The sequence below is a fragment of the Sediminicola arcticus genome, assembly GCF_040566695.1.
GTDB lineage: Bacteria > Bacteroidota > Bacteroidia > Flavobacteriales > Flavobacteriaceae > Sediminicola > Sediminicola arcticus.
In genome coordinates this window covers 1-21096 of record NZ_JBEXAE010000003.1, presented here as the reverse complement: position 1 = coordinate 21096, position 21096 = coordinate 1, and the positions used below count along the sequence as shown (strand labels likewise).

Annotated in this window: 19 protein-coding genes; 13 read left to right on the top strand and 6 right to left on the bottom strand. The window is 36.4% G+C overall.

The window, feature by feature from the left end; translation table 11 throughout:
• Positions 1–73: 73 nt before the first annotated feature.
• Genes dnaA through ABXZ36_RS06705 form a run of 3 tightly spaced genes read left to right on the top strand, consistent with a single transcriptional unit; the run spans position 74 to position 2701 of the window.
• Positions 74–1498 carry a chromosomal replication initiator protein DnaA gene (gene dnaA / locus ABXZ36_RS06715; protein WP_354614739.1) on the top strand — a complete coding sequence of 475 codons (1425 nt, stop codon included), beginning with the start codon at positions 74–76 and terminating at the stop codon, positions 1496–1498.
• A gap of 9 nt (positions 1499–1507) precedes the next feature.
• Positions 1508–1966, top strand: coding sequence for a low molecular weight protein-tyrosine-phosphatase (locus tag ABXZ36_RS06710; RefSeq protein ID WP_354614738.1), 459 nt, complete (start codon positions 1508–1510; stop codon positions 1964–1966).
• A 9-nt stretch (positions 1967–1975) separates the two neighbouring features.
• Positions 1976–2701, top strand: a complete 726-nt coding sequence (locus ABXZ36_RS06705) for an SAM-dependent methyltransferase (RefSeq protein WP_354614737.1) — start codon at positions 1976–1978, stop codon at positions 2699–2701.
• Positions 2702–2751: 50 nt separating this feature from the next.
• On the opposite strand, the gene ABXZ36_RS06700 is transcribed toward ABXZ36_RS06705, so the two are convergent.
• From ABXZ36_RS06700 to dapF, 4 genes are all read right to left on the bottom strand, one after another.
• Complete coding sequence (locus ABXZ36_RS06700) at positions 2752–3390, bottom strand: hypothetical protein (protein WP_354614736.1); 639 nt, start codon at positions 3388–3390, stop codon at positions 2752–2754.
• A 149-nt stretch (positions 3391–3539) separates the two neighbouring features.
• Positions 3540–4583, bottom strand: coding sequence for an endolytic transglycosylase MltG (mltG, locus tag ABXZ36_RS06695; RefSeq protein WP_354614735.1), 1044 nt, complete (start codon positions 4581–4583; stop codon positions 3540–3542).
• Positions 4583–5107: a GNAT family N-acetyltransferase gene (locus ABXZ36_RS06690; RefSeq protein WP_354614734.1), complete on the bottom strand. Its 525-nt coding sequence runs from the start codon at positions 5105–5107 to the stop codon at positions 4583–4585. Before ABXZ36_RS06690 ends, mltG begins: the two co-directional genes overlap by 1 nt.
• Complete coding sequence (gene dapF, locus ABXZ36_RS06685; RefSeq protein ID WP_354614733.1) at positions 5101–5877, bottom strand: diaminopimelate epimerase; 777 nt, start codon at positions 5875–5877, stop codon at positions 5101–5103. Before dapF ends, ABXZ36_RS06690 begins: the two co-directional genes overlap by 7 nt.
• 132 nt (positions 5878–6009) lie before the next feature.
• Between dapF and ABXZ36_RS06680 the strand changes: the two genes are divergently transcribed.
• The 8 genes from ABXZ36_RS06680 (at position 6010) to ABXZ36_RS06645 (ending at position 17446) form a co-directional block, all read left to right on the top strand.
• Positions 6010–7407, top strand: coding sequence for a S1C family serine protease (locus tag ABXZ36_RS06680; protein ID WP_354614732.1), 1398 nt, complete (start codon positions 6010–6012; stop codon positions 7405–7407).
• 120 nt (positions 7408–7527) lie between these two features.
• A complete protein-coding gene (locus ABXZ36_RS06675; RefSeq protein ID WP_354614731.1) occupies positions 7528–8973 on the top strand; it encodes a glyceraldehyde-3-phosphate dehydrogenase in 1446 nt (481 codons plus the stop codon).
• A gap of 194 nt (positions 8974–9167) precedes the next feature.
• Complete coding sequence (locus ABXZ36_RS06670) at positions 9168–9803, top strand: tRNA (guanine-N1)-methyltransferase (protein ID WP_354614730.1); 636 nt, start codon at positions 9168–9170, stop codon at positions 9801–9803.
• A gap of 142 nt (positions 9804–9945) precedes the next feature.
• Positions 9946–10620: a tRNA (guanosine(37)-N1)-methyltransferase TrmD gene (trmD, locus tag ABXZ36_RS06665; protein WP_354614729.1), complete on the top strand. Its 675-nt coding sequence runs from the start codon at positions 9946–9948 to the stop codon at positions 10618–10620.
• 139 nt (positions 10621–10759) lie between these two features.
• On the top strand, positions 10760–11110 hold the full coding sequence (gene rplS, locus ABXZ36_RS06660) for a 50S ribosomal protein L19 (protein ID WP_062058907.1): 351 nt from the start codon (positions 10760–10762) through the stop codon (positions 11108–11110).
• A gap of 801 nt (positions 11111–11911) precedes the next feature.
• The gene (locus tag ABXZ36_RS06655) at positions 11912–14131 is read left to right on the top strand and encodes an NADP-dependent isocitrate dehydrogenase (protein ID WP_354614728.1); all 2220 of its coding nucleotides are present in this window, start codon (positions 11912–11914) and stop codon (positions 14129–14131) included.
• A gap of 119 nt (positions 14132–14250) precedes the next feature.
• Positions 14251–16626 carry a TonB-dependent receptor gene (locus ABXZ36_RS06650; protein WP_354614727.1) on the top strand — a complete coding sequence of 792 codons (2376 nt, stop codon included), beginning with the start codon at positions 14251–14253 and terminating at the stop codon, positions 16624–16626.
• 34 nt (positions 16627–16660) lie between these two features.
• Positions 16661–17446: a DUF4249 family protein gene (locus ABXZ36_RS06645; RefSeq protein ID WP_354614726.1), complete on the top strand. Its 786-nt coding sequence runs from the start codon at positions 16661–16663 to the stop codon at positions 17444–17446.
• Between the two features lie 9 nt (positions 17447–17455).
• Here the strand turns inward: ABXZ36_RS06645 and ABXZ36_RS06640 are convergent, their stop codons facing one another.
• Both ABXZ36_RS06640 and ABXZ36_RS06635 read right to left on the bottom strand, forming a co-directional pair.
• Positions 17456–18796: a GntP family permease gene (locus tag ABXZ36_RS06640; protein ID WP_354614725.1), complete on the bottom strand. Its 1341-nt coding sequence runs from the start codon at positions 18794–18796 to the stop codon at positions 17456–17458.
• A 13-nt stretch (positions 18797–18809) separates the two neighbouring features.
• Positions 18810–19943, bottom strand: coding sequence for a glycerate kinase (locus tag ABXZ36_RS06635; RefSeq protein WP_354614724.1), 1134 nt, complete (start codon positions 19941–19943; stop codon positions 18810–18812).
• 120 nt (positions 19944–20063) lie between these two features.
• Between ABXZ36_RS06635 and ABXZ36_RS06630 the strand changes: the two genes are divergently transcribed.
• Together ABXZ36_RS06630 and ABXZ36_RS06625 are read left to right on the top strand one after the other, a co-directional pair.
• Positions 20064–20294 (top strand): DUF6095 family protein, encoded by a 231-nt coding sequence (locus tag ABXZ36_RS06630; protein ID WP_354614723.1) that lies wholly within the window; start codon positions 20064–20066, stop codon positions 20292–20294.
• Positions 20295–20492: 198 nt separating this feature from the next.
• Complete coding sequence (locus ABXZ36_RS06625; RefSeq protein ID WP_354614722.1) at positions 20493–21014, top strand: 5' nucleotidase, NT5C type; 522 nt, start codon at positions 20493–20495, stop codon at positions 21012–21014.
• Positions 21015–21096: the final 82 nt, after the last annotated feature.

Genomic DNA, 21096 nt, shown 5'->3' with positions numbered 1-21096 from the left:
GTACACCAGTCAATACTGGTAAATCGAATGAAAATTTAGCCTAAACACTAACCACAAAAGACGAGACTTTAAAATGAATGTTACTGCTAATTCCGTATGGAACAATTGTTTGGCTTTTATAAAGGACAACATCCAACCGCAGGCATTCAAAACTTGGTTTGAACCTATCAAACCGGTAAAACTATCCAACAACGCTTTAAGTATACAAGTACCGAGTAAATTTTTTTACGAATGGTTGGAGGAACACTATGTAAAACTATTAAAGGTAGCCCTCACCAAGGAAATTGGAGAAAGTGCAAAGTTAGTTTATGTGATTAAAATGGAGAACACCTATGGTAACAGAGAGCCCTTTACGGAAAAAATACCTAGTTCTAACAGATCAACAGTAGCCCCTCAAGAATTGGACGTGGCCATAAAGTCGAAAAACCCTGAACTAAAGAATCCTTTTATTATTCCTGGAATCAGAAATATCAAAATAGAATCTCAATTAAATCCCAATTATAATTTTGATAATTTCTTAGAAGGTGATTCTAATAGATTAGCAAGGTCAGCCGGGATGGCTGTTGCCAACAAACCGGGAGGAACATCCTTTAATCCGCTATTAGTTTTTGGTGGTGTCGGTTTGGGAAAAACACATTTGGCCCATGCCATTGGTGTTGAAATAAAAGACAAATATCCTGAAAGGACGGTACTTTACATATCAGCTGAAAAATTCACACAACAGTACATAGAATCTGTCAAGAAAAACACAAGAAATGATTTTATACATTTCTATCAATTGATTGATGTTTTGATTATTGATGATGTACAGTTTTTATCCGGTAAATCTGGTACGCAGGACGTATTTTTTCACATTTTCAACCATTTGCATCAGAATGGCAAGCAGGTAATCCTAACGTCAGATAAGGCGCCTGTGGACATGCAGGACATTGAACAACGTCTTCTATCGCGTTTTAAATGGGGTCTTTCTGCAGAACTGCAAAGTCCTGATTATGAAACACGGATCTCCATCTTAAAAAATAAACTTTATAGAGATGGGGTAGAAATGGAAGATGATATTGTAGAATATGTAGCCAAGCATATAAAAAGCAATATTAGAGAGTTAGAAGGCGCCATCATCTCACTTATAGCACAATCATCTTTTAACAAAAAAGAGGTTACTATAGAATTGGCCCAGTTGGTAGTAGAAAAGTTTGTTAAGAACACCAAACGTGAGGTATCCATAGATTACATTCAGAAAGTGGTATCTGATTATTTTGAAATGGATGTTGCGACCCTTCAGTCCAAAACAAGAAAGCGCCACATCGTTCAAGCAAGACAATTGGCGATGTTTTTTGCCAAAAAGTTTACCAAGGCCTCTTTGGCCAGCATAGGTTCCCAAATTGGGAAAAGGGACCATGCAACCGTGCTACATGCATGCAAAACCGTTGACAATCTTGCGGAAACTGACAAGCAGTTTAAAAAGTATATTGAAGATTTAACAAAAAAATTCTCTTAGCCATACACTATGAAAACGAAAGTTTTAATGGTATGCCTCGGAAACATCTGCAGGTCTCCATTGGCCGAAGGCATTCTAAAAAGTAAAGTAGACCAAAATGAAGTTGTAGTGGAATCAGCGGGCACTGCTGGATTTCATATTGGAAAAAAGCCTGATACCAGATCTATTGCAGTGGCCCATAAGCATGGCTTAAATATTAATGACCAACGCTCTAGGAAATTTTCACGTGAAGACTTTAGTGATTTTAATTTCATTTATGCTATGGACCGAAGTAATTATAGAGATATTATCTCCTTAGCAAAAAATGAAAATGATATTAAAAAGGTGAAATTACTTCTGGATGAAATCAACATAGATATCAAGGAAGTACCAGATCCATATTACGATGCCGAAGCAGGATTTGAAAAGGTCTACAAATTAATTGATAAGGCTTGTGATGCAATTGCATTTCAATTACAACATAAATAAAAAGCACACATGGATAGTCCAAAGGATATTGTTAAAGGTAAACTGTATTTAATACCCACTACCCTAGGTGACAATGAGCCCCTAGAGGTTTTACCAATTTCCATAAAAAGAGCCATTGAAGAAATAGACTATTACATTGTTGAGAATGAAAAAACAGCAAGACATTTCATAAAGAAGATTTATTCCAAAAAATCCCAGCCTGACCTTCATTTAGAATTACTGAATAAGTTTACGGAACCCGAAGCAATTCCTACTTTTTTGGAACCTTGCCTTCTTGGCCAAAATGTTGGTATAATTTCCGAAGCCGGTTGTCCAGGCATTGCCGATCCCGGTGCAGAAGTTGTGCGGTTCGCTCATCAAAAAGGAATTCAAGTTGTTCCACTAGTTGGGCCATCCTCTATCCTTCTAGCCCTTATGGCTAGCGGCATGAACGGTCAAAGTTTTGCATTTAATGGCTACTTGCCTATTGATGGATCAGAAAGAAAGAGTGCCCTTAAACGTATGGAAAAACTTTCTAGGGAATTGAACCAATCCCAGATATTTATTGAAACTCCTTATAGAAATGATAAGTTGATGGCCGATGTATTGAAAACTCTTTCTAATAGTTGTATGGTGTGCGTTGCTTGTGACATTACCCTCTCAACGGAATACATTGCAACAAAGAGCGTTCTTGAATGGCAAAATGTACCACTGGACCTGCACAAAAGACCAACCATCTTTATCATTCAAGCATAAAAAAACCTTAGCATTTATACTAAGGTTCTTTTTCATTTTCGAGATTAAATTTAAATTTTAGGATTCCGCACTGGAGAAATAAATGATATATCGTACCCTGAAAATTTTCTCATATAATTGGCGATACTTGTTCCAAATTCATCACTTACATTATGTTCTCCTAAAGAGCGCAAGAACTTTTTTACATTCCCGGCACCAGCCAAATGCGCTGCAGCCAAGATTCCTGACTCTGTCACCTTCACACCTCCAATTTGTTTGCCATTAAAACGTTTGATATCTCTTCTTAAGATCCATTTGTTCCTGGCAATGTTGGTATGAAATGCCCTTTCCTGTAACATGGGGTCATTGATAAAACGAGTGGCATTGTAGACACCCATCAACTGCAACGTACCAATTCCGAATTGGTATTTCCCTAAGTACCCTAAGGCATTAATGGTGAAATAATCCCCTTGTGATTCCTTAAAAGCCAAAGCTTCCTTGAATCCGATATACGAACTCCCCAAAAAGGGAGGAGCCACCATAACAGGGTTGAAAATAGTTTTGTTTTTGGGAAACAAAACTGCAGTAGGTTCATTTACTTTAAGCGTAAAGGGTACTTCCATTATTTTATTAGAAGCAGAATTAAACCCAAAACTCATTAAAATAAAAATCATGATTAGCGGACAAAAGACGTTTATCCATCTTCTCATAGTTTTGATTTCTTAAGACTTATTCCCTTGAATAAGAGATGCTTAAATTTCTAGCAGCAAATATACACCCTATTTTCTCTTAACAAACCAAAGATTGTATTAAAAGTTCTATTTTTTAGCTAAATTGTCTTAAAATCAGGATAATAGGTTTACCTATTTATCTTTTGGGCGTTGATCCAGCGTACATATTGTTCTTTATTTTTGTTGTGCTGGGCCAGGTTTTTGGCAAATTTATGATACCCGAAATTCTCCACATTAGCTACAAAATAGTAATAGTCATGTTGCTCAGGACTCAAGACAGCATCTATTGCTGAAATATCAGGCATGGCAATGGGCCCTGGTGGCAAACCACCATATTTATAAGTATTAAAGGGAGAGTCTAGAGTTAGATCCTTGTAAAGAACTCTTTTATATATCGTATTAAAATCACCGCTATTTAACTTTAAAGCATAGATAACCGTTGGATCTGCCTGCAACAGCATGCCTACCTTTAGCCTATTAAGATAAACGCCGGCAACCCTAGGCCTTTCGTCTACCTTTGCAGTTTCCTTGTGTACAATAGATGCCAAGGTTATAACTTCATTGGGTTTCATTCCCAACGTTTCAGCCTTCTGCATTCTCTCAGTATTCCAAAACCTATCGTATTCCTTTAGCATCCTATCCCTAAAACTTTCAGATGATGAATTCCAGAAAAATTCATAACTATTTGGAATATACATAGCCAATTTTGTCTCATTGGAAAAACCCTTGACTTTTAAAAAGTCGAAATCATTAAAGCTTTCCAATAAGGTTAGACTGTCTGGTTCCAATTGAGCAGCTATCCTTCCGGCCAAGTGGGCCAAGGTTTCTTGATTGTTAAATGACACCCTAATTGGAATATTTTTACTTCGAAGGGAATTCACCATATCATTGTTGTTCATTCCTTTTTTGATAAGATACTTTCCTCCTCGTATATTGGAAGCATATCCCTTTCGTTTCGCAACCTTTTCAAAGGTGGACATGTCCTTTACTAAAGGAGTCAACATTTCCTTAACGTTGTTAAAATCATCGCCTGTTCTAATAAATATATAAGCCTCTTGATTGTTGAATTTGGTGTTAGGAGAGAAAACAGCATTATAAACCATATAAGCAAAGGCGCCACCAGCAACTAGACCTATTATGAGAATGGCCAGTAAAATTTTCTTTATATACATTACTTATTTATCTTTTGAAATAAAATTTCATCCTTATATTTCTTATTCTGAAAAATCCAATCCTTCTTTTCCCCTACTATACGATAATCTAATTTTTTAAATAAATGAATACTCGCCTCATTATCCTCTAAGACATTTGCATATAATTGTCGTAAATGTAATCCATCAAAGGCATAGTTTTCTAACAACTGCAAAGCTTCAAGTCCAAGACCTTTATTTCTATCCTTTTCTTCTAAAATTACAATACCGATACCGGCACGATGATGATGGGGATCAAAATCAAATAAATCTATCAACCCAACTACATTATCATCAGAATTGCATATACATAATCGCAATTGTTTGGCCTCGTATATATCCTTGTGGGCATTATCCAAATAGAGCTGTAAAATGTGTTTGGAGTAAGGCGTAGTGGTACCGCTAATTTCCCAAATTTGCGTGTTGTTTTCCAACTCATACAAGAAATTCAAATCCTCTGGCTCCAGAGCCCTTAAATAGCCATGTATTCCCTTTAAACTCAACATATGATCTCACCTTTAAAAACTTGTTTTGCCGGGCCTATCAAATGGATATTATGATACCCAATCTCTCCCCTCTCAAAATGAACATTTAGAGACCCTCCTGGAGTCTTTATCTCCACCTTATTTCCGGAGACATTACCAATCTTATGCATGGCCAAAGCTACTGCTGTAACACCAGTTCCGCAGGATAATGTTTCATCTTCAACTCCTCTTTCATAAGTTCTCACATTAAAAATATCATGGCCCTCCGCGGTAACAAAGTTTATATTGCTCCCTCTTTCTCCATAAAGTCCATATCGTATTTTCGCCCCCTCTTTAGGCACATCTATTATCTGAAAATCCTTTACCAACTGCACGTGGTGTGGAGAGCCTGTGTCCAAAAATAAAAAACCCTCTCTTTCTTGTACCTCGGTTACATCCTGCATCTGAAGACTAACTACTTCACCATCTATTGTAGCGTGGTGAGGGCCATCTATGGCGATAAAAGTAGCCTCATCTGTTATAATTCCTAAATATTTGGCAAAGGCTACCAAACACCTGCCTCCATTTCCGCACATGGTACTTGTCTTTCCGTCCGAATTATAATAAACCATCTTAAAATTGGTCAGTTCATCATTTTCTAACAGAATAAGTCCGTCTGCACCTATACCAAATTTTCGATCACAAAATCTAGCCACCAACTGGGTGTCGCTTTTAGGAAAAACAGTATCCCTATTATCAATTATGATAAAGTCGTTGCCTGTTCCTTGATATTTATAAAATATAAGATTCATGTCTAATTTTCTACTGCAAATATAAAGATTTATTAAGGTTATTTTAGCAGTTAAAAAGACGTTAAACCTAAATAATGAGTACATAAATGAATTAGTTTTGCTTCTATAGAAATTTTAAAATATTTAATTATTATGAAAAAAATCATCACTTTGTTATTGGTTTCCATTTTTGGAGGTGCAATTACCTTAACAAGCTATAAGGTATTCATAGAAAAGCCAAATTATGTGGTTGTTAGTGAGAATACTGGTAATGGTTATTTCAACACAAGTTATTTACCAACCTCTGCTAAGGGCGCTGGGATTAATGAAATAGATTTCACCGTTGCTGCTCAAAATACGGTCAATTCTGTTGTACACGTTAAAAATGTATCCATCAGCAGTGGACCCACCACTATTGCGGAGTTCCTCTACGGTTCTGGTGGGAGTCAAAGGCCTCAAGTTGGCACAGGTTCAGGAGTTATCATTTCTTCTGACGGTTATATAGTAACAAATAACCATGTGATAGCAAACGCCTCTCAACTCCAGGTGACCCTAAATAATAATAAAACGTATACAGCAGAATTAGTAGGTACAGACTCTAATTCGGATATTGCCCTGCTTAAAATAGATGCAAATGATAAGCTTCCCTATTTGGCATTCGGTGATTCTGATAATGCTAAAATTGGAGAATGGGTGCTAGCTGTTGGTAATCCTTTCAACCTAACATCTACGGTTACAGCGGGTATTGTAAGTGCTAAGGCACGGGATCTTGGGGGTATGACCAATCAATCCTTTATCCAAACTGATGCGGCGGTAAATCCTGGCAACAGCGGCGGTGCATTGGTGAACACCAATGGGGACCTAATAGGAATCAATACTGCAATAACTTCACAAACGGGTTCCTATGTTGGATATTCCTTTGCAGTACCCAGCAACATAGCAAAAAAAGTTGTGGAGGATATTATGGAGTACGGAAACGTTCAGAAAGGTATCCTTGGCATCAATTCAATACGAACCTCTACCCCTTACGCTCTTAACAAAGGTATTAATGATGTAGATGGTGTATATATAGCAGGCGTAGAAGAAGATTCTGGTGCTTTTGATGCCAAGCTGCAAGAAGGGGACGTCCTTAAAAAAGTTGATGATATTGTAGTTCACAAATTTCCTGATCTAGTGGGCTATATATCTACAAAGAGACCTGGAGATAAAATTCAAGTGACCATAGACAGAGAAGGTGAAATGATGGAGGTTCCAGTCATTTTAAAAGAAAGGCAAACCTTGGTGATCCCAGAATTGGGCCTAGAAGTTAAAAATCTCAACAAAGAGGATCAAAAGAAATTCAAGACTAAAAAGGGGGTTAAAATTATTGGTGTTCCTGAAACTTATAGAGGGTATGATCTTGAGGGTAAAGTTTTACTAGCTGTTGAGAACAATGAGATTGATGATATTTCAGATGCTAAAAATCTATTTAGCAATATTTCCAAATATAGTAATACTAGTATTACGATAATCAACGAAAAAGGCGAGCGGGTACGCCGAATTTTTCAATAGACCAACTATCAATAAAAAAAAGCGCTCTTAAAAAAGCGCTTTTTTTTATTGAACAAATGTTTAACGAAATCGATTGAAATTTATATTTTTGCCAAAATTTAACAGTTTCAAACCAATTTAATGAGTCCCAACAAATACGAGAAAGAATTAGCATTCCAAGCCGACAGGAGAAAAGCAACCACCGAATTTATTAAAATCACTAGTGACCTATGGTACGATAGCTCCATTGAGGTAGTACTTTTTAAAAACCAGATTATAGATAAGAATGTTAGCGACATCATTAATTTACATGAATACGCTGTACAGTTTGTACAAAAACCAATTTCTATTTTCGACTCTGTTGAGATCCTAAGAGCCATTTATGACTTGAATTTACCTCCTTCTAAACTAGATATAGGGAAACTGACTTTTGAGTATCATTCCGATGAAAACAACTACAATAATGTAAAGGCTTTTGTTGTGGATAAATTAAAAGATGCTAGCAGCAGTAAAGAAATAAAACCAAAGGATGTAGTGCTCTACGGTTTTGGTAGAATTGGAAGACTTGTAGCCAGAGAATTGATGGCTAAAACCGGCAAAGGGAGTCAACTTAGACTCCGCGCCATCGTCACCAGAGGAACGGTAAACGCTGAAATTCTTGAGAAAAGGGCTAATTTATTACGAACAGATTCTGTTCATGGTCAATTTAGGGGGACCGTAGATGTTGATGTTGCAAATGAGGCGCTATTGATCAACGGTACCACTGTTCATATCATTAGCGCAGATAAGCCAGAAGATATAGACTACACAAAATACGGCATTTATGGAGCTTTGGTTATTGATAACACGGGGGCTTTTAGAGATAAAGAAGCACTCACTAGACATTTAACTTCTAAAGGTGCCTCTAAAGTTTTATTAACTGCACCTTGCAAAGAAATCCCAAATATCGTTCACGGTGTAAACCATAATGAATACGACCCAGATACTACAAAAATATATTCCGCGGCTTCTTGTACTACTAATGCCATCACCCCTATTTTAAAGGTAATAGAAGATTCTTTAGGTATTAAAAAAGGACATTTAGAAACCATTCATGCCTATACAAACGACCAGAATTTGGTAGATAACATGCACAGTAAGTACAGACGTGGAAGAGCTGCTGCATTAAATATGGTCATCACAGAGACAGGCGCAGGCGTTGCTGTTGCTAAAGCTTTACCTAGTTTAAAAGGAAAGCTTACCTCCAATGCTATTCGCGTTCCGGTTCCCAATGGCTCCCTTGCCATTCTAAATTTGGAAATAAAAAATAAGACAACAAAAGAGGATCTAAACAATATCGTAAAGAAATACTCTCTGGAAGGTGCTCTAGTAGAGCAAATTAAATATTCCTTAAGTAACGAATTAGTTTCTACTGACATTATTGGAACCAATGCCCCTTCCGTTTATGATAGTACGGCTACAATAGTCTCTGCTGACGGTAAAAATATAGTCCTGTATATTTGGTATGACAATGAATATGGGTATTCCCATCAAGTTATTCGTTTGGCAAAATATATCTCCAAAGTAAGAAGGTATACCTACTATTAATAGTAGGTATTATCCTTATAAATAAGTTCTGGTTAATTTCTAATAGGACTACAATCATCAAAATTCGATTTTTGTAGTCCGATTTTATATTTTGTCCGTATATAATAAGGTATTGTTTAATATGTTTTAATATTTAACAATATTAATTTACTTTAGTCCAGACGTACTCATTAATAACAAGAAGCATATAATAAATGAAAATTCACAAAGTCCTATTTATTGCATTTGCCCTATTGTCGTTTAATCTACAATTTGCACAGGAAACACAAGAGGAACAGGTTCAAGAGGAAGAAAGTCAATCTTTAGATAGCGGACCAATAAGCAGTCAATTTGAATATCTTACTTCAAAATCTGGAAACTACAACGCTAATGGGATTAGATATGAAGTAGTTAAATTGACTTTTATAGAAAAGTTGAGACAAAATGTATTGGATAGCCTAAACGTTTATACTAAAAAGGCTGCTGAACTAAATGCTACGATTACAGAAAGTGAAGTAACCATAAATTCCCTTAATAAAAAGCTGGATGAAACTTCTAATAATCTAATAAAGGTTAATAAAGAAAAGGACAGTATTTCCTTTTTGGGTATTATGATTGCTAAAGGTACTTACGCCTTCATGTTATGGACCATAATTACTGGCTTATTATTGTTGTTGATATTTTTCATATACAAATTTAGACAAAGCAATATTTTGACCCAAGAGGCCAAAACCGGACTTTCAGATCTAGAACTTGAATATGAAGATCATAGAAGAAGATCTTTGGAGCGGGAACAGAAAATTAGTAGACAACTACAAGACGAACTTAACAAGCACAAGAAAACAAAATAAAAAAAGCTCCTAACGGAGCTTTTTTTATTTTGTTGAATTAATCCGTATGCTGTAAGCGATTTCTCTTGATTCTATTCCTTTCCGTGTTATAAACAAAGACCATAAAATGTATCTTTACACCATCTTTTAAAGAAACATCCTAATGCGTATTGATATTATCACGGTTTTACCAGAGCTAATGACAAGTCCGTTCGAAGCTTCAATAATGAAAAGAGCCATAGAAAAGAATTTAGTGGAGGTTCATTTTCACAACCTTAGAGATTATACGGAATTAAGCTATAACCAAGTAGATGATTACCAATTTGGTGGAGGTGCGGGAATGGTGCTGATGATAGAGCCCATAGACAAATGTATCACCAAGCTCAAAGCCGAAAGAAACTATGACGAGATTATATACATGACCCCTGACGGGGGGACCTTGAACCAGAGAATGGCAAACCGCATTTCCTTGAAAGAAAATATAATTATTCTTTGCGGACATTATAAAGGAGTGGACCAAAGAGTTAGAGACACCTTAATCACAAGGGAAATCTCTATTGGCGATTACGTCCTCTCGGGCGGAGAATTAGGAGCCGCAGTTCTTTGCGACACCATTATCCGACTAATTCCTGGAGTATTAAACAATGAGACTTCTGCCTTGACCGATAGTTTTCAAGATAACCTCCTAGCACCACCTGTTTATACGCGTCCTTCAGATTATAAGGGCTTAAAAGTACCCGAAATTTTACTTAGTGGTAACTTTCCTAAAATCGAAAAATGGCGAGAAGATGAAGCAATGAAGCGCACAGAAAAACTTAGACCCGATCTTTTAGAGTAAATAAATGATATAGATTTCAAAAAAGAATAAAAATAAGTTGTAAATTATAATTAATAAAGTAATTTTGCATTCTGTTAAAATTAACCTCTGGCGATATCCGTGGATGTTGATTTTAAAAAACTATAAAAATAAAAACAAGATGGAATCATTAATTAAATTTGTTCAAGACGAATTTGTTCCTAAGAAGGACTTTCCAAAATTCTCAGCAGGAGACACAATCACTGTGTACTATGAGATTAAGGAAGGTGAAAAGACCCGTACCCAATTCTTTAAAGGGGTTGTTATACAAAGAAAAGGATCCGGAACCACAGAAACATTTACTATCCGTAAAATGTCTGGTACTGTAGGTGTAGAGCGTATCTTTCCAGTAAATATGCCTGCTTTGCAAAAAGTAGAAGTTAACAAAAAAGGTAAAGTACGTAGAGCTCGTATTTACTACTTTAGAGGCCTTACAGGTAAGAAAGCAAGAATTAAAGAGGTTAGAATGTAACTTTTTTACCCTTCATATATTAAAAAATCCACCTTCTTGGTGGATTTTTTGTTTTCAACAATTGTTCATAGCCTATGTTCATAGAGTTTTGATAGTTAATTACTTATAAAAATACTTCAGACTAAAATATTATACGTATATTACATAATGATTTAAGGAAAAATCTTTTTAAGAGGACTCCAAATCATTATAAAGTTTGCGTTCTTTATATTATTGTTTTGCTTCTAAAGATAAAAATACAGCAATGTACATTCATTTTAAGAAGTTTCTTATTACCAATGGCACATGCAATCGGTACTGAAGATAACTATAATGTGTATACGGATTCAATATAAAGTGGATCAAAAAGACATTAATATGTTAAAACAATGAGAAGAAACAAGAAGTAGTTACTTGGTTTTATACTTAAGAACTCAATATGTTTCAAACGTTGAAATAGTGGATCAAAGGCAATCAATGGTTGCCGTTCTGTAAGAATTACAGAACACACAGTTTGAAAGCTATTTCTAAAAAGCCATGTCAATGTACTCGTACAATGATATGGCTTTTGTTATTTTAAACAATTAGCTGACTTTTATAATAAGGCCTATTCATTACTTATTTTCACTACTTAAAAGAAGCTATCTAACAAAAAAAAACATCGTCTCCCTTACTTTAAATCCTTCATTGTGAAATTATCTACAGTGGACAGTTTTAAATAACATTATTGCTAAAGAATTAGCAAAAAGATTAAATATTTACAAGGTTTTAGGCAATGTGAAAATCGTATATTTGCACCGCTAAAACATTTAAATTTATGAGATGCCAAAAATAATATACACTAAAACTGATGAAGGCCCTGCGCTGGCTACTGAATCATTTCTACCCATTGTTAAAGCATTTACCAAAACTTCCGGAATAACCATTGATACGAAAGACATATCATTGGCTGGAAGAATAATAGCTACATTCCCAGATTTTTTGAATATAAATCAAAGAATTTCAGATGATTTGGCCGAATTGGGTGCATTGGCGAAAACACCAGAAGCCAATATCATAAAGTTACCAAACATCTCTGCTTCCATACCACAGCTTAAAGAAGCTATTAAAGAACTTCAATCAAAAGGGTACGCCGTTCCCAGCTATCCGGACGAGCCCAAGAACGATGAAGAAAAAGAGAGTAAGTCTAGATATGACAAAATTAAGGGAAGTGCAGTTAACCCTGTATTAAGAGAAGGAAACTCAGATAGAAGAGCTCCAAAAGCAATAAAAAATTACGCCAAAAAAAACCCACATTCCATGGGTGTTTGGAGTGCAGATTCTAAATCTCACGTATCTACAATGGATTATGGTGATTTTAAATCCAATGAGAAATCATTAACCATAGGCGAGGCAATCACAATTAAGGTTGAATTGGTTAAAGCTGATGGATCTGCCACAATTTTAAAGGATAAAATTTCCTTGTTGTCAGGTGAAATTATCGATGCTACAATAATGAATAAAAAGGCATTATTGAATTTCTTAAAAGAGCAGGTAATCGATGCCAAGAAAAAGGGCGTTTTGTTTTCCCTACACATGAAGGCTACCATGATGAAGGTTTCCGATCCTATTATTTTTGGACATGCTGTAGAGGTCTTTTTTGAATCGGTTTTTGCTAAGCATTCAGAGACCTTCAAGAAAATTGGGGTGAATGCCAATGATGGACTAGAAAACCTATTAAGTAAATTGTCAGAGCTTCCAAAGGCCCAAAGAATGGAAATTGAGACAGATATTGAAGCTGCCATTACAAACGGTCCAGACTTGGCTATGGTAAATTCTGAAAAGGGTATTACCAACCTACATGTGCCTAGTGATATTATTGTAGATGCGTCTATGCCCGCCATGATTCGCAATTCAGGTAAAATGTGGAATGCCCAAGGGAAAGCCCAAGATACCAAGGCTATTATCCCTGATAGTTGTTATGCTGGTGTTTTTGAAACGACTATTCAATTCTGTAAAGAGAACGGCGCCTTTGATCCAAGAACAATGGGAACTGTTCCTAATGTTGGTCTTATGGCTCAAAAAGCAGAAGAGTACGGTTCGCATGATAAAACTTTTGAGATAGAGGCTAACGGCACCGTAAACGTTGTTGACGCTAATTCTGGAAATATCCTCATACAGCACAAAGTGGAAGCAGGTGATATCTGGAGAATGTGCCTAGTAAAAGATGCTCCTATCCAAGATTGGATAAAACTAGCCGTTTCTAGAACTAAGGCTACAGGAACTCCTGCTGTATTTTGGTTGGACGAAAATAGGGCTCATGATATTGAGCTCATCAAAAAGGTGAATGCATATCTACCCAGTTATGATACTTCTGGACTAGATATTCGCATACTATCGCCTAACAAGGCAACGTTATTCACCTTAAAAAGATTAAAAGCGGGAGAAGATACCATCTCTATTACTGGGAACGTATTAAGAGATTACCTAACAGATCTATTTCCAATATTAGAGGTAGGTACTAGTGCTAAGATGCTTTCCATAGTTCCTTTAATGAATGGTGGGGGACTGTTTGAAACAGGTGCTGGTGGTTCTGCTCCTAAACATGTAGAGCAGTTTCTGGAAGAAGGCCACCTCAGATGGGATTCACTAGGTGAATTCTTGGCGCTTGGCGTTTCTTTGGAACACTATGCTGAAAAGAACAACAATGAAAAAGCTTTTGTTTTGGCAGATGCTTTAGACATTGCTACAGAAAAATTCTTGGACAATAATAGATCTCCATCAAGAAAAGTTGGCGAATTGGACAACAGGGGAAGTCATTTCTACTTGACTCTATACTGGGCTCAAGCCTTAGCCAACCAGAATAAAGACCAAGAACTTAAAGTTATTTTCACAAAGGTGGCTAAGGAATTGGAAGAAAATGAATCGAAAATTGTTTCTGAGCTAAATGCGGCACAAGGAACACCAAATGACATTGGTGGTTATTATATGCCAAATGTGACGCTTATGGCAAAAGAAATGAGGCCAAGCGCTACTTTCAATGCTATTTTGAATCAGATATAAATATTTCCTTCTTATAAATTAAGGCCCAACAGGTTATGTTGGGCCTTTTTATTTTAAATAACTGTTAACATTTTTCAGACCCTAATTATTCTATTTACTTTTAACAAAAAATTGTTTTAATGCAGCACAAGTTATGGTCCGTCATTTTTGGTTTTCTTTTATTTTCCCTATGTTCATTTTCTCAACAGAAATACACACTCAGTGGAACTATTAGTGAATTGAGTAGCAATGAAACGTTAATTGGGGTAACAGTAGCTATACCGGAATTAAAAACAGGTGTGATAAGCAACGAATATGGATTTTTCTCCATCACTTTACCCTATGGAACATATGAAATACAAATAAGTGCTATAGGTTTTAAAGAAGTTGTTCAAACCATCTCCTTAACCGAAAATCTTAAAATCAATTTTCAATTAAATGAAGAGGCCGAAGAATTAGACGAGGTAATTCTTGTTGAGGATGTTGAAAAAATGAATATCCGAAAACCCCAAATGAGCGTCAATACCTTAAGTGCAGGAACTATAAAAAAGATTCCAGTAGTTTTGGGCGAGGCAGATGTTATAAAATCTATTCTGCTACTTCCAGGAGTTACCAGTGCTGGCGAAGGCGCTTCTGGATTTAATGTGAGAGGCGGGGCCGCAGATCAGAACCTAATTCTCTTGGATGAAGCCATAATCTTCAATTCATCACACCTATTTGGCTTTTTTTCCGTTTTTAATCCAGATGCAATCAAAGATATAAAGTTGTTCAAAGGAGGTATCCCGGCTAAATACGGCGGAAGACTATCTTCTGTATTAGATATCTATCAAAAAGATGGTAATAGTAAGGAGCTAAAGATTAGCGGTGGTATAGGTGCTGTTTCCAGTAGACTACTGGTAGAAGGTCCTTTGGAAAAAGACAGAAGTGCCTTTCTTGTTGGTGGTAGGGCCTCTTATGCTCATTTACTTCTACCATTGTTTGATAATGACAACAAGGCCTATTTCTATGATCTAAATACAAAACTCAACTATAAAATAGACGACAGCAACAATATTTACCTTTCTGGATATTTTGGAAGGGATGTCTTCAGTATCTCAGAACGGTTTGTGAACGTTTACGGCAATTCTGTTTTTAACTTGCGTTGGAATCATTTATTTTCTGATCGTCTCTTTTCAAATCTATCCTTGATTTATTCGGATTATTTCTACGGATTAGAATTAGATTTTGTAGGCTTCAAATGGAATTCAGGGATACGAAACTTCAATATTAAATACGATTTTAAACAATACATATCCAATACATTTCAATTAAACTATGGCATAAACAATATATACTACAACTTTAATCCTGGGGAGATTGAACCAAACAGGGAAGATTCGGGTATTATAGCCGAGCAATTGACACAAAAATACGCCAATGAATTTGCAGCTTATATTGATGCAGAACATCAAGTTTCAGACCAACTAACCTTACAATATGGATTGCGATGGAGCAATTTTATGAGGCTTGGACAGGATGAGCTAAATACGTATCAGGATAATAATCCAGTGGTATTCAATGATGAATTTCAAATTTATGAAAAAGCTAGACCTATAGGTAATGAAAGCAGCAAGCGAACAGAACGTTTGGCAACCTTTAACACTTTAGAACCAAGATTGGCATTGGCTTTAGCACTAAATGACCAAAGTTCAATTAAGGCGAGTTACAATCACATGGCCCAATATTTAAGCCTATTGTCCAATACAAGCTCCCCTACTCCACTTGATGTATGGACCCCAAGTGGACCTTATGTGAAACCACAAATTTTGGATCAATATGCCTTGGGATATTTCAAGAATTTTAAGGATAATGAATACTCCCTTGCTGCCGAAATTTTTTATAAGGACATTGATAATAGGATTGATTATATAGACGGTGCAGATTTAATCGCTAACAACGCAATAGAACAGGTTATACTCAACGGACAGGCTAGAGCATACGGCTTGGAGTTCTCTTTAAATAAAAATGAGGGAGCCTTACAAGGTTGGGTTGCCTATACCCTTTCCAAATCTGAACAACGCACACCTGGACGAACTGCATTTGAACCTGGAATTAATATGGGGAATTGGTATGCTACTGGATATGACAAAAGACATGACATATCCATAAATGCCTCCTATGAATTGAATTCTAAATGGAGCTTTAATAGTAATTTTATTTTTCAAACCGGGCAACCTACAAACTACCCAATTGGCCAGTATGAATTTAAAGGCTTAGTAATACCTGTTTATGGTGGTCGCAATGAACAGCGTTTACCCGCTTATCATAGATGGGATATTGCAGCTACCCTTACCCCACGTAAGAATAAAAATAGAAACTTGCAGGGAGAATGGGTTTTTAGTATCTATAATATTTATAACAGACGAAATGCGGCCTCCATAAATTTTGAGCAGAACCAGGATACAGGAAGTAACGAAGCAATACGTACCGCTATTTTTGGATTGGTACCTTCAGTAACCTATAATTTTAAATTTTAATATGGGAACAAAACGGTTTTATATAATACTCCTTATGATGGCTTTTTTAAGTTGTGAAGATGTCATACAGGTCGATTTGCCAACATCGGAACCAAGATTGATCATAGATGCCAATTTCAGTGTATTTTTTAATGAAACCCCTATGACTACGGAGGGGTCTGTTATCCTAAAATTATCCGCTCCCTTTTTTCAGGAAAAATTGTCGCCCGCAAACAATGCAACAGTTTTCATAACCAATTTAGATGATGGTAGTATTTATGGATTCGAAGAAAATGGGAATACCGGAATATATGAGCCAGCCCAACCCTTTGACCTTCCAAATTTTAATGATCAATATGAGTTAACCATACTTTACGAATCTAAGACCTATAAAGGAAGTGTACGCCTTATCCCGTCTGTTCCCATAGACGAAATTAGTCAGGGAGACGGCACTTTATTTACAGGTGACGAAACAGAGGTCTTGGTAAAATTTACAGACGTTGGTAGTAGGGATGATTATTATTTATTTGATTTAGATTTTGATTTATATCTACCTACTGAAGATCGCTTTTATCAAGGAGAACAATTTGTGTTTTCTTATTTTTATGAAGATCTTGAACCCGGCAATGAAGTAATTATTACTCTCAACGGCGTAGATAAGCAATTTTACAACTACATGAGTATTTTACTGGACCAAAGTGGTCAAAACGGAGGTGGCCCATTTGAATCTGCACCGTCCACCATTAGGGGTAACATGGTCAATACCACAAACCCTGACGGTTATCCTTTAGGGTATTTTTCAATGTCTGAAGCCAATAGACTCTCTTTGGTTATTGAATAAGGAATTTGATTACCCCAAAAAATATTGAATTCCAAGTACCAATACCAATCCGGTTATACCTTGGAACAAAGTGGCAACAGTCTGACTTTTAAGAGCAGTTTTTACATCCATGTTTGAGAACTGGGACACCACCCAAAAATAACTGTCGTTTACATGGGAGACGGTCATAGCACCAGCCCCAATTGCAAGCACGGTACATGCCTTGGAAATAGGCGTTTCCAATCCCAAAGATGGAAGCAAAGGGGCCATAATTGCAGCTGCGGTAATGATGGCTACCGTTGAACTTCCTTGGGCCGTTTTTAATACGGCAGCTATAAAAAAAGCGATTAATATGCCACCAAAAAGCATGTCCGCTTTTATTGGTATGTAGTTAGCTATATCCATTGCTCGCAACACACTACCAAAAGCACCACCCGCCCCCGTAATCAAGACGATAAGACCGGCTTCCTTTAATGCGCTTACCACCCAGTCATAACGAATTTTTAAACTAGCCTTCCTACCCATATTAAAAGCAAACACAACACCTATGAGCAGTGCTATAGTGGGGTTACCTAGAAAACTGATTGTGTTTATAAAACTGTTAGGTTTCAATTGAAATCCAGGATATTCCAAAATCGATTTTAAAGCAATAAAGAGAATGGGAATCATTAGCGGTAAAAATGCCGACAATGTACTTACCGTATATTCAGCTTCTTTTTCACTTTTGGAGTTATTATCAACGTCATCTTTTTCTTCTAATCCAGAAACAAGTTTTCTTCCTATATAATTAGCCCAAAGAAAACCAACTAGAGATACAGGAATGGCAACAGAAAGACCTAATAACATTACCAATCCCAAATCTGCCCCTAGTACTGCAGCTGCTGCCAAGGGTCCTGGTGTGGGCGGAACAAAAACATGGGAAGCATATAGACCCGTTGCCAATGCCACGGCAAACACAACTAGGGATATGCCCGTCTTTTTGCTTAAAGCTTTGTTCAATGAGGATAGAATGATAAAACCTGAATCACAGAAAACAGGGATAGAAACCACAAACCCAGTGATGTTCATTGCTAAAGGAGAGCGTTTAAGTCCCACTATTTTTAGAATGGTATTCGCCATGACCTTGGTTCCATTAGTTTTTTCCAAGAATATTCCAATAACCGTCCCGAACGCAATGATAAGTCCAATACTGGACAGGGTCTTTCCAAAACCTTCGGCAATCGTCTCCAAAATCACTTCGCACTTCATCCCGAGCATACCACCCGCCATCAAAGCGGCGATGATTAATGAAAATAGAGGATGTGTTTTTAGTTTTATAGTGGCAAAAATGATAAAAATTATCACCAATAAAAGAACGATAAAAACATTCATAGGCACTTTGGTTTTAGATTGACTTTTGGTTCTCGAAATAATTAAAAATAGTTTTTTCTATTAATTTAGACGCGTTATCCATACTATATTGCAAAGGTTTAGTGGTATCTAAAACTTCCAATACTGCCATTAAGCCTTTCTTTTTTAATTCTATAGGATCAATAGCTAACTTTCCACACACTGCAATTACTGGAATGCTATATTGTAAACCAATATCCATGACACCTTTTATCAATTTTCCGTGAAGTGTTTGTTCATCTATCTTTCCTTCGCCGGTAATGATATAATCAATGGATGTTTCTTTTAACAACTGTGGAATTCCTGCCAATTTAAAAAGAAATTCTATTCCACTGATAAATTCAGCGTTGAAAAAGGTTTTCAATCCATAGGCCGTACCTCCCGCTGCCCCTGTCCCAGGAAGCAATGCATGGTCTACCCCCATTGTATTTTGTACTGTGTAGGCCAAATTTCTCAAACCTTCGTCCAACGATTCAATCTGACCACTATCGGCTCCCTTTTGTTTGGCATAGACATATGCAGCTCCTTCCTTTCCAAATAAAGGATTGGTCACATCATTGACTGCCGTAAAGGATATCCCTTTCCAAAATGAATCATCCATTTTTGATATTTTGGAAATAAGACTCAAATTCTTTCCTTTTGGGGCCAGTAGGTTGTCCTTGTCATCCATAAACCGATATCCCAAAGCATGCGCTATCCCCGTTCCACCATCATTTGTTGCACTGCCACCTAAACCTATAATAATGTTCTTAGCACCTCTCGTAATAGCATCTTTGATCTGAATTCCTGTTCCAATGGTTGATGTTTCCATAACATTTAGATCAGCATTGGAAAGCAGTTCAATTCCCGAAGCTTTTGCCAGTTCCACATAAGCCGTACTATTTGATTCATTGTATAAATAATATGCCCTGCTAGGTCTGCCCAAGGGATCAATGGTATCTCCCTCTACCCTTTCCAAGGATATATAGTTTTGTATGGCATCCAAAAAGCCATCACCGCCATCAGAGGCCATTACTTTGAAAACCTTTGTTTCCGGCATAGATTTGAGTATGCCTTTGGACAACGCCTTTATGACACCCTCCGCGGTTACAGAACCTTTAAACTTATCTGGAATCAGTAAAATTTTCATGACTTTATTTATTCAAGATATTATAAGGAAACAATGTAAAATCAGAATTCATTAATAGTTATAATATACTTAAATATACATATTATTACTAAATTCGTAGGGTCACTAAATCTTGCCTTAATGCACACGAATAAGGATCTACTATTAAAAGGGGTTAAATATTTAGGTTTTACAGTAACTCTTATGTTTGCTGCTCCCTTTGCTATCTATCAAGCTTTTAAAAATCAAGAGCATCCGCTATACATTCCCGTACTTATTACAGGGTTACTATTGGCCATTGGGGCGATTGCATTGGGTTTTTATGCGATTAAGACCATTATGGACAGTTTGTTCAATAAGAAGAAGGAATAATGTAATTGATTCACACTTCTTCTTTGATATTGATGATTAAGCTTATTTATCTAACAAATCCTTAAATATGGTTTTAAAATTTATTTGCTATAAATAAAACATAAATTTCCTATTTATAGCAAAGCGAATATCATGTATTAAACAAACTAATTTTTACTACAAAAATGATTAATTTCGCTGCTTAAAAAACTAAAAAAAATGACTCTATTTGTCGATATGGACGAGGTGTTTGCAGATACCTACAATGCTCACCTATCCCGTTATAATACAGAATTTAATGAGAATCTTACAGAATTGGACTGTATAGGCAAAGAAGTTTGGCAGTGTGTCCCAAAAGTGCGACAACGCAGTATTCATGAACATGCTAGAACTGATGGTTTTTTTACTGCACTTGAACCCATCAAAGACAGCAAGGAAGTCTTAAAGGAACTTTCGTTAAAATACAATGTTTTTGTGGCTTCTGCGGCGATGCAATTTCCAAATTCCCTTCGAGAAAAAAGTGATTGGTTGGATAAGCACTATCCATTTATCCACTGGAAAAATCGTATTCTTTGCGGTAGTAAACACATTTTGTTTGGTGATATCCTAATTGACGATCGAAGTTACAATCTAGAAAATTTCAATGGTCGTAAAATTTTGTTCACTTCCCCCCATAACATTCACACTCAGGGGTATGAGCGAGCTAATAATTGGTTGGAAATAGCTGATAAATTACTATAGTATTCTGTATTTAAAAGGTCTTATTTTGGGCTCCTCATTTTTGTTGGATCTTTTTTAATCATGAATATTAGATTTACACACA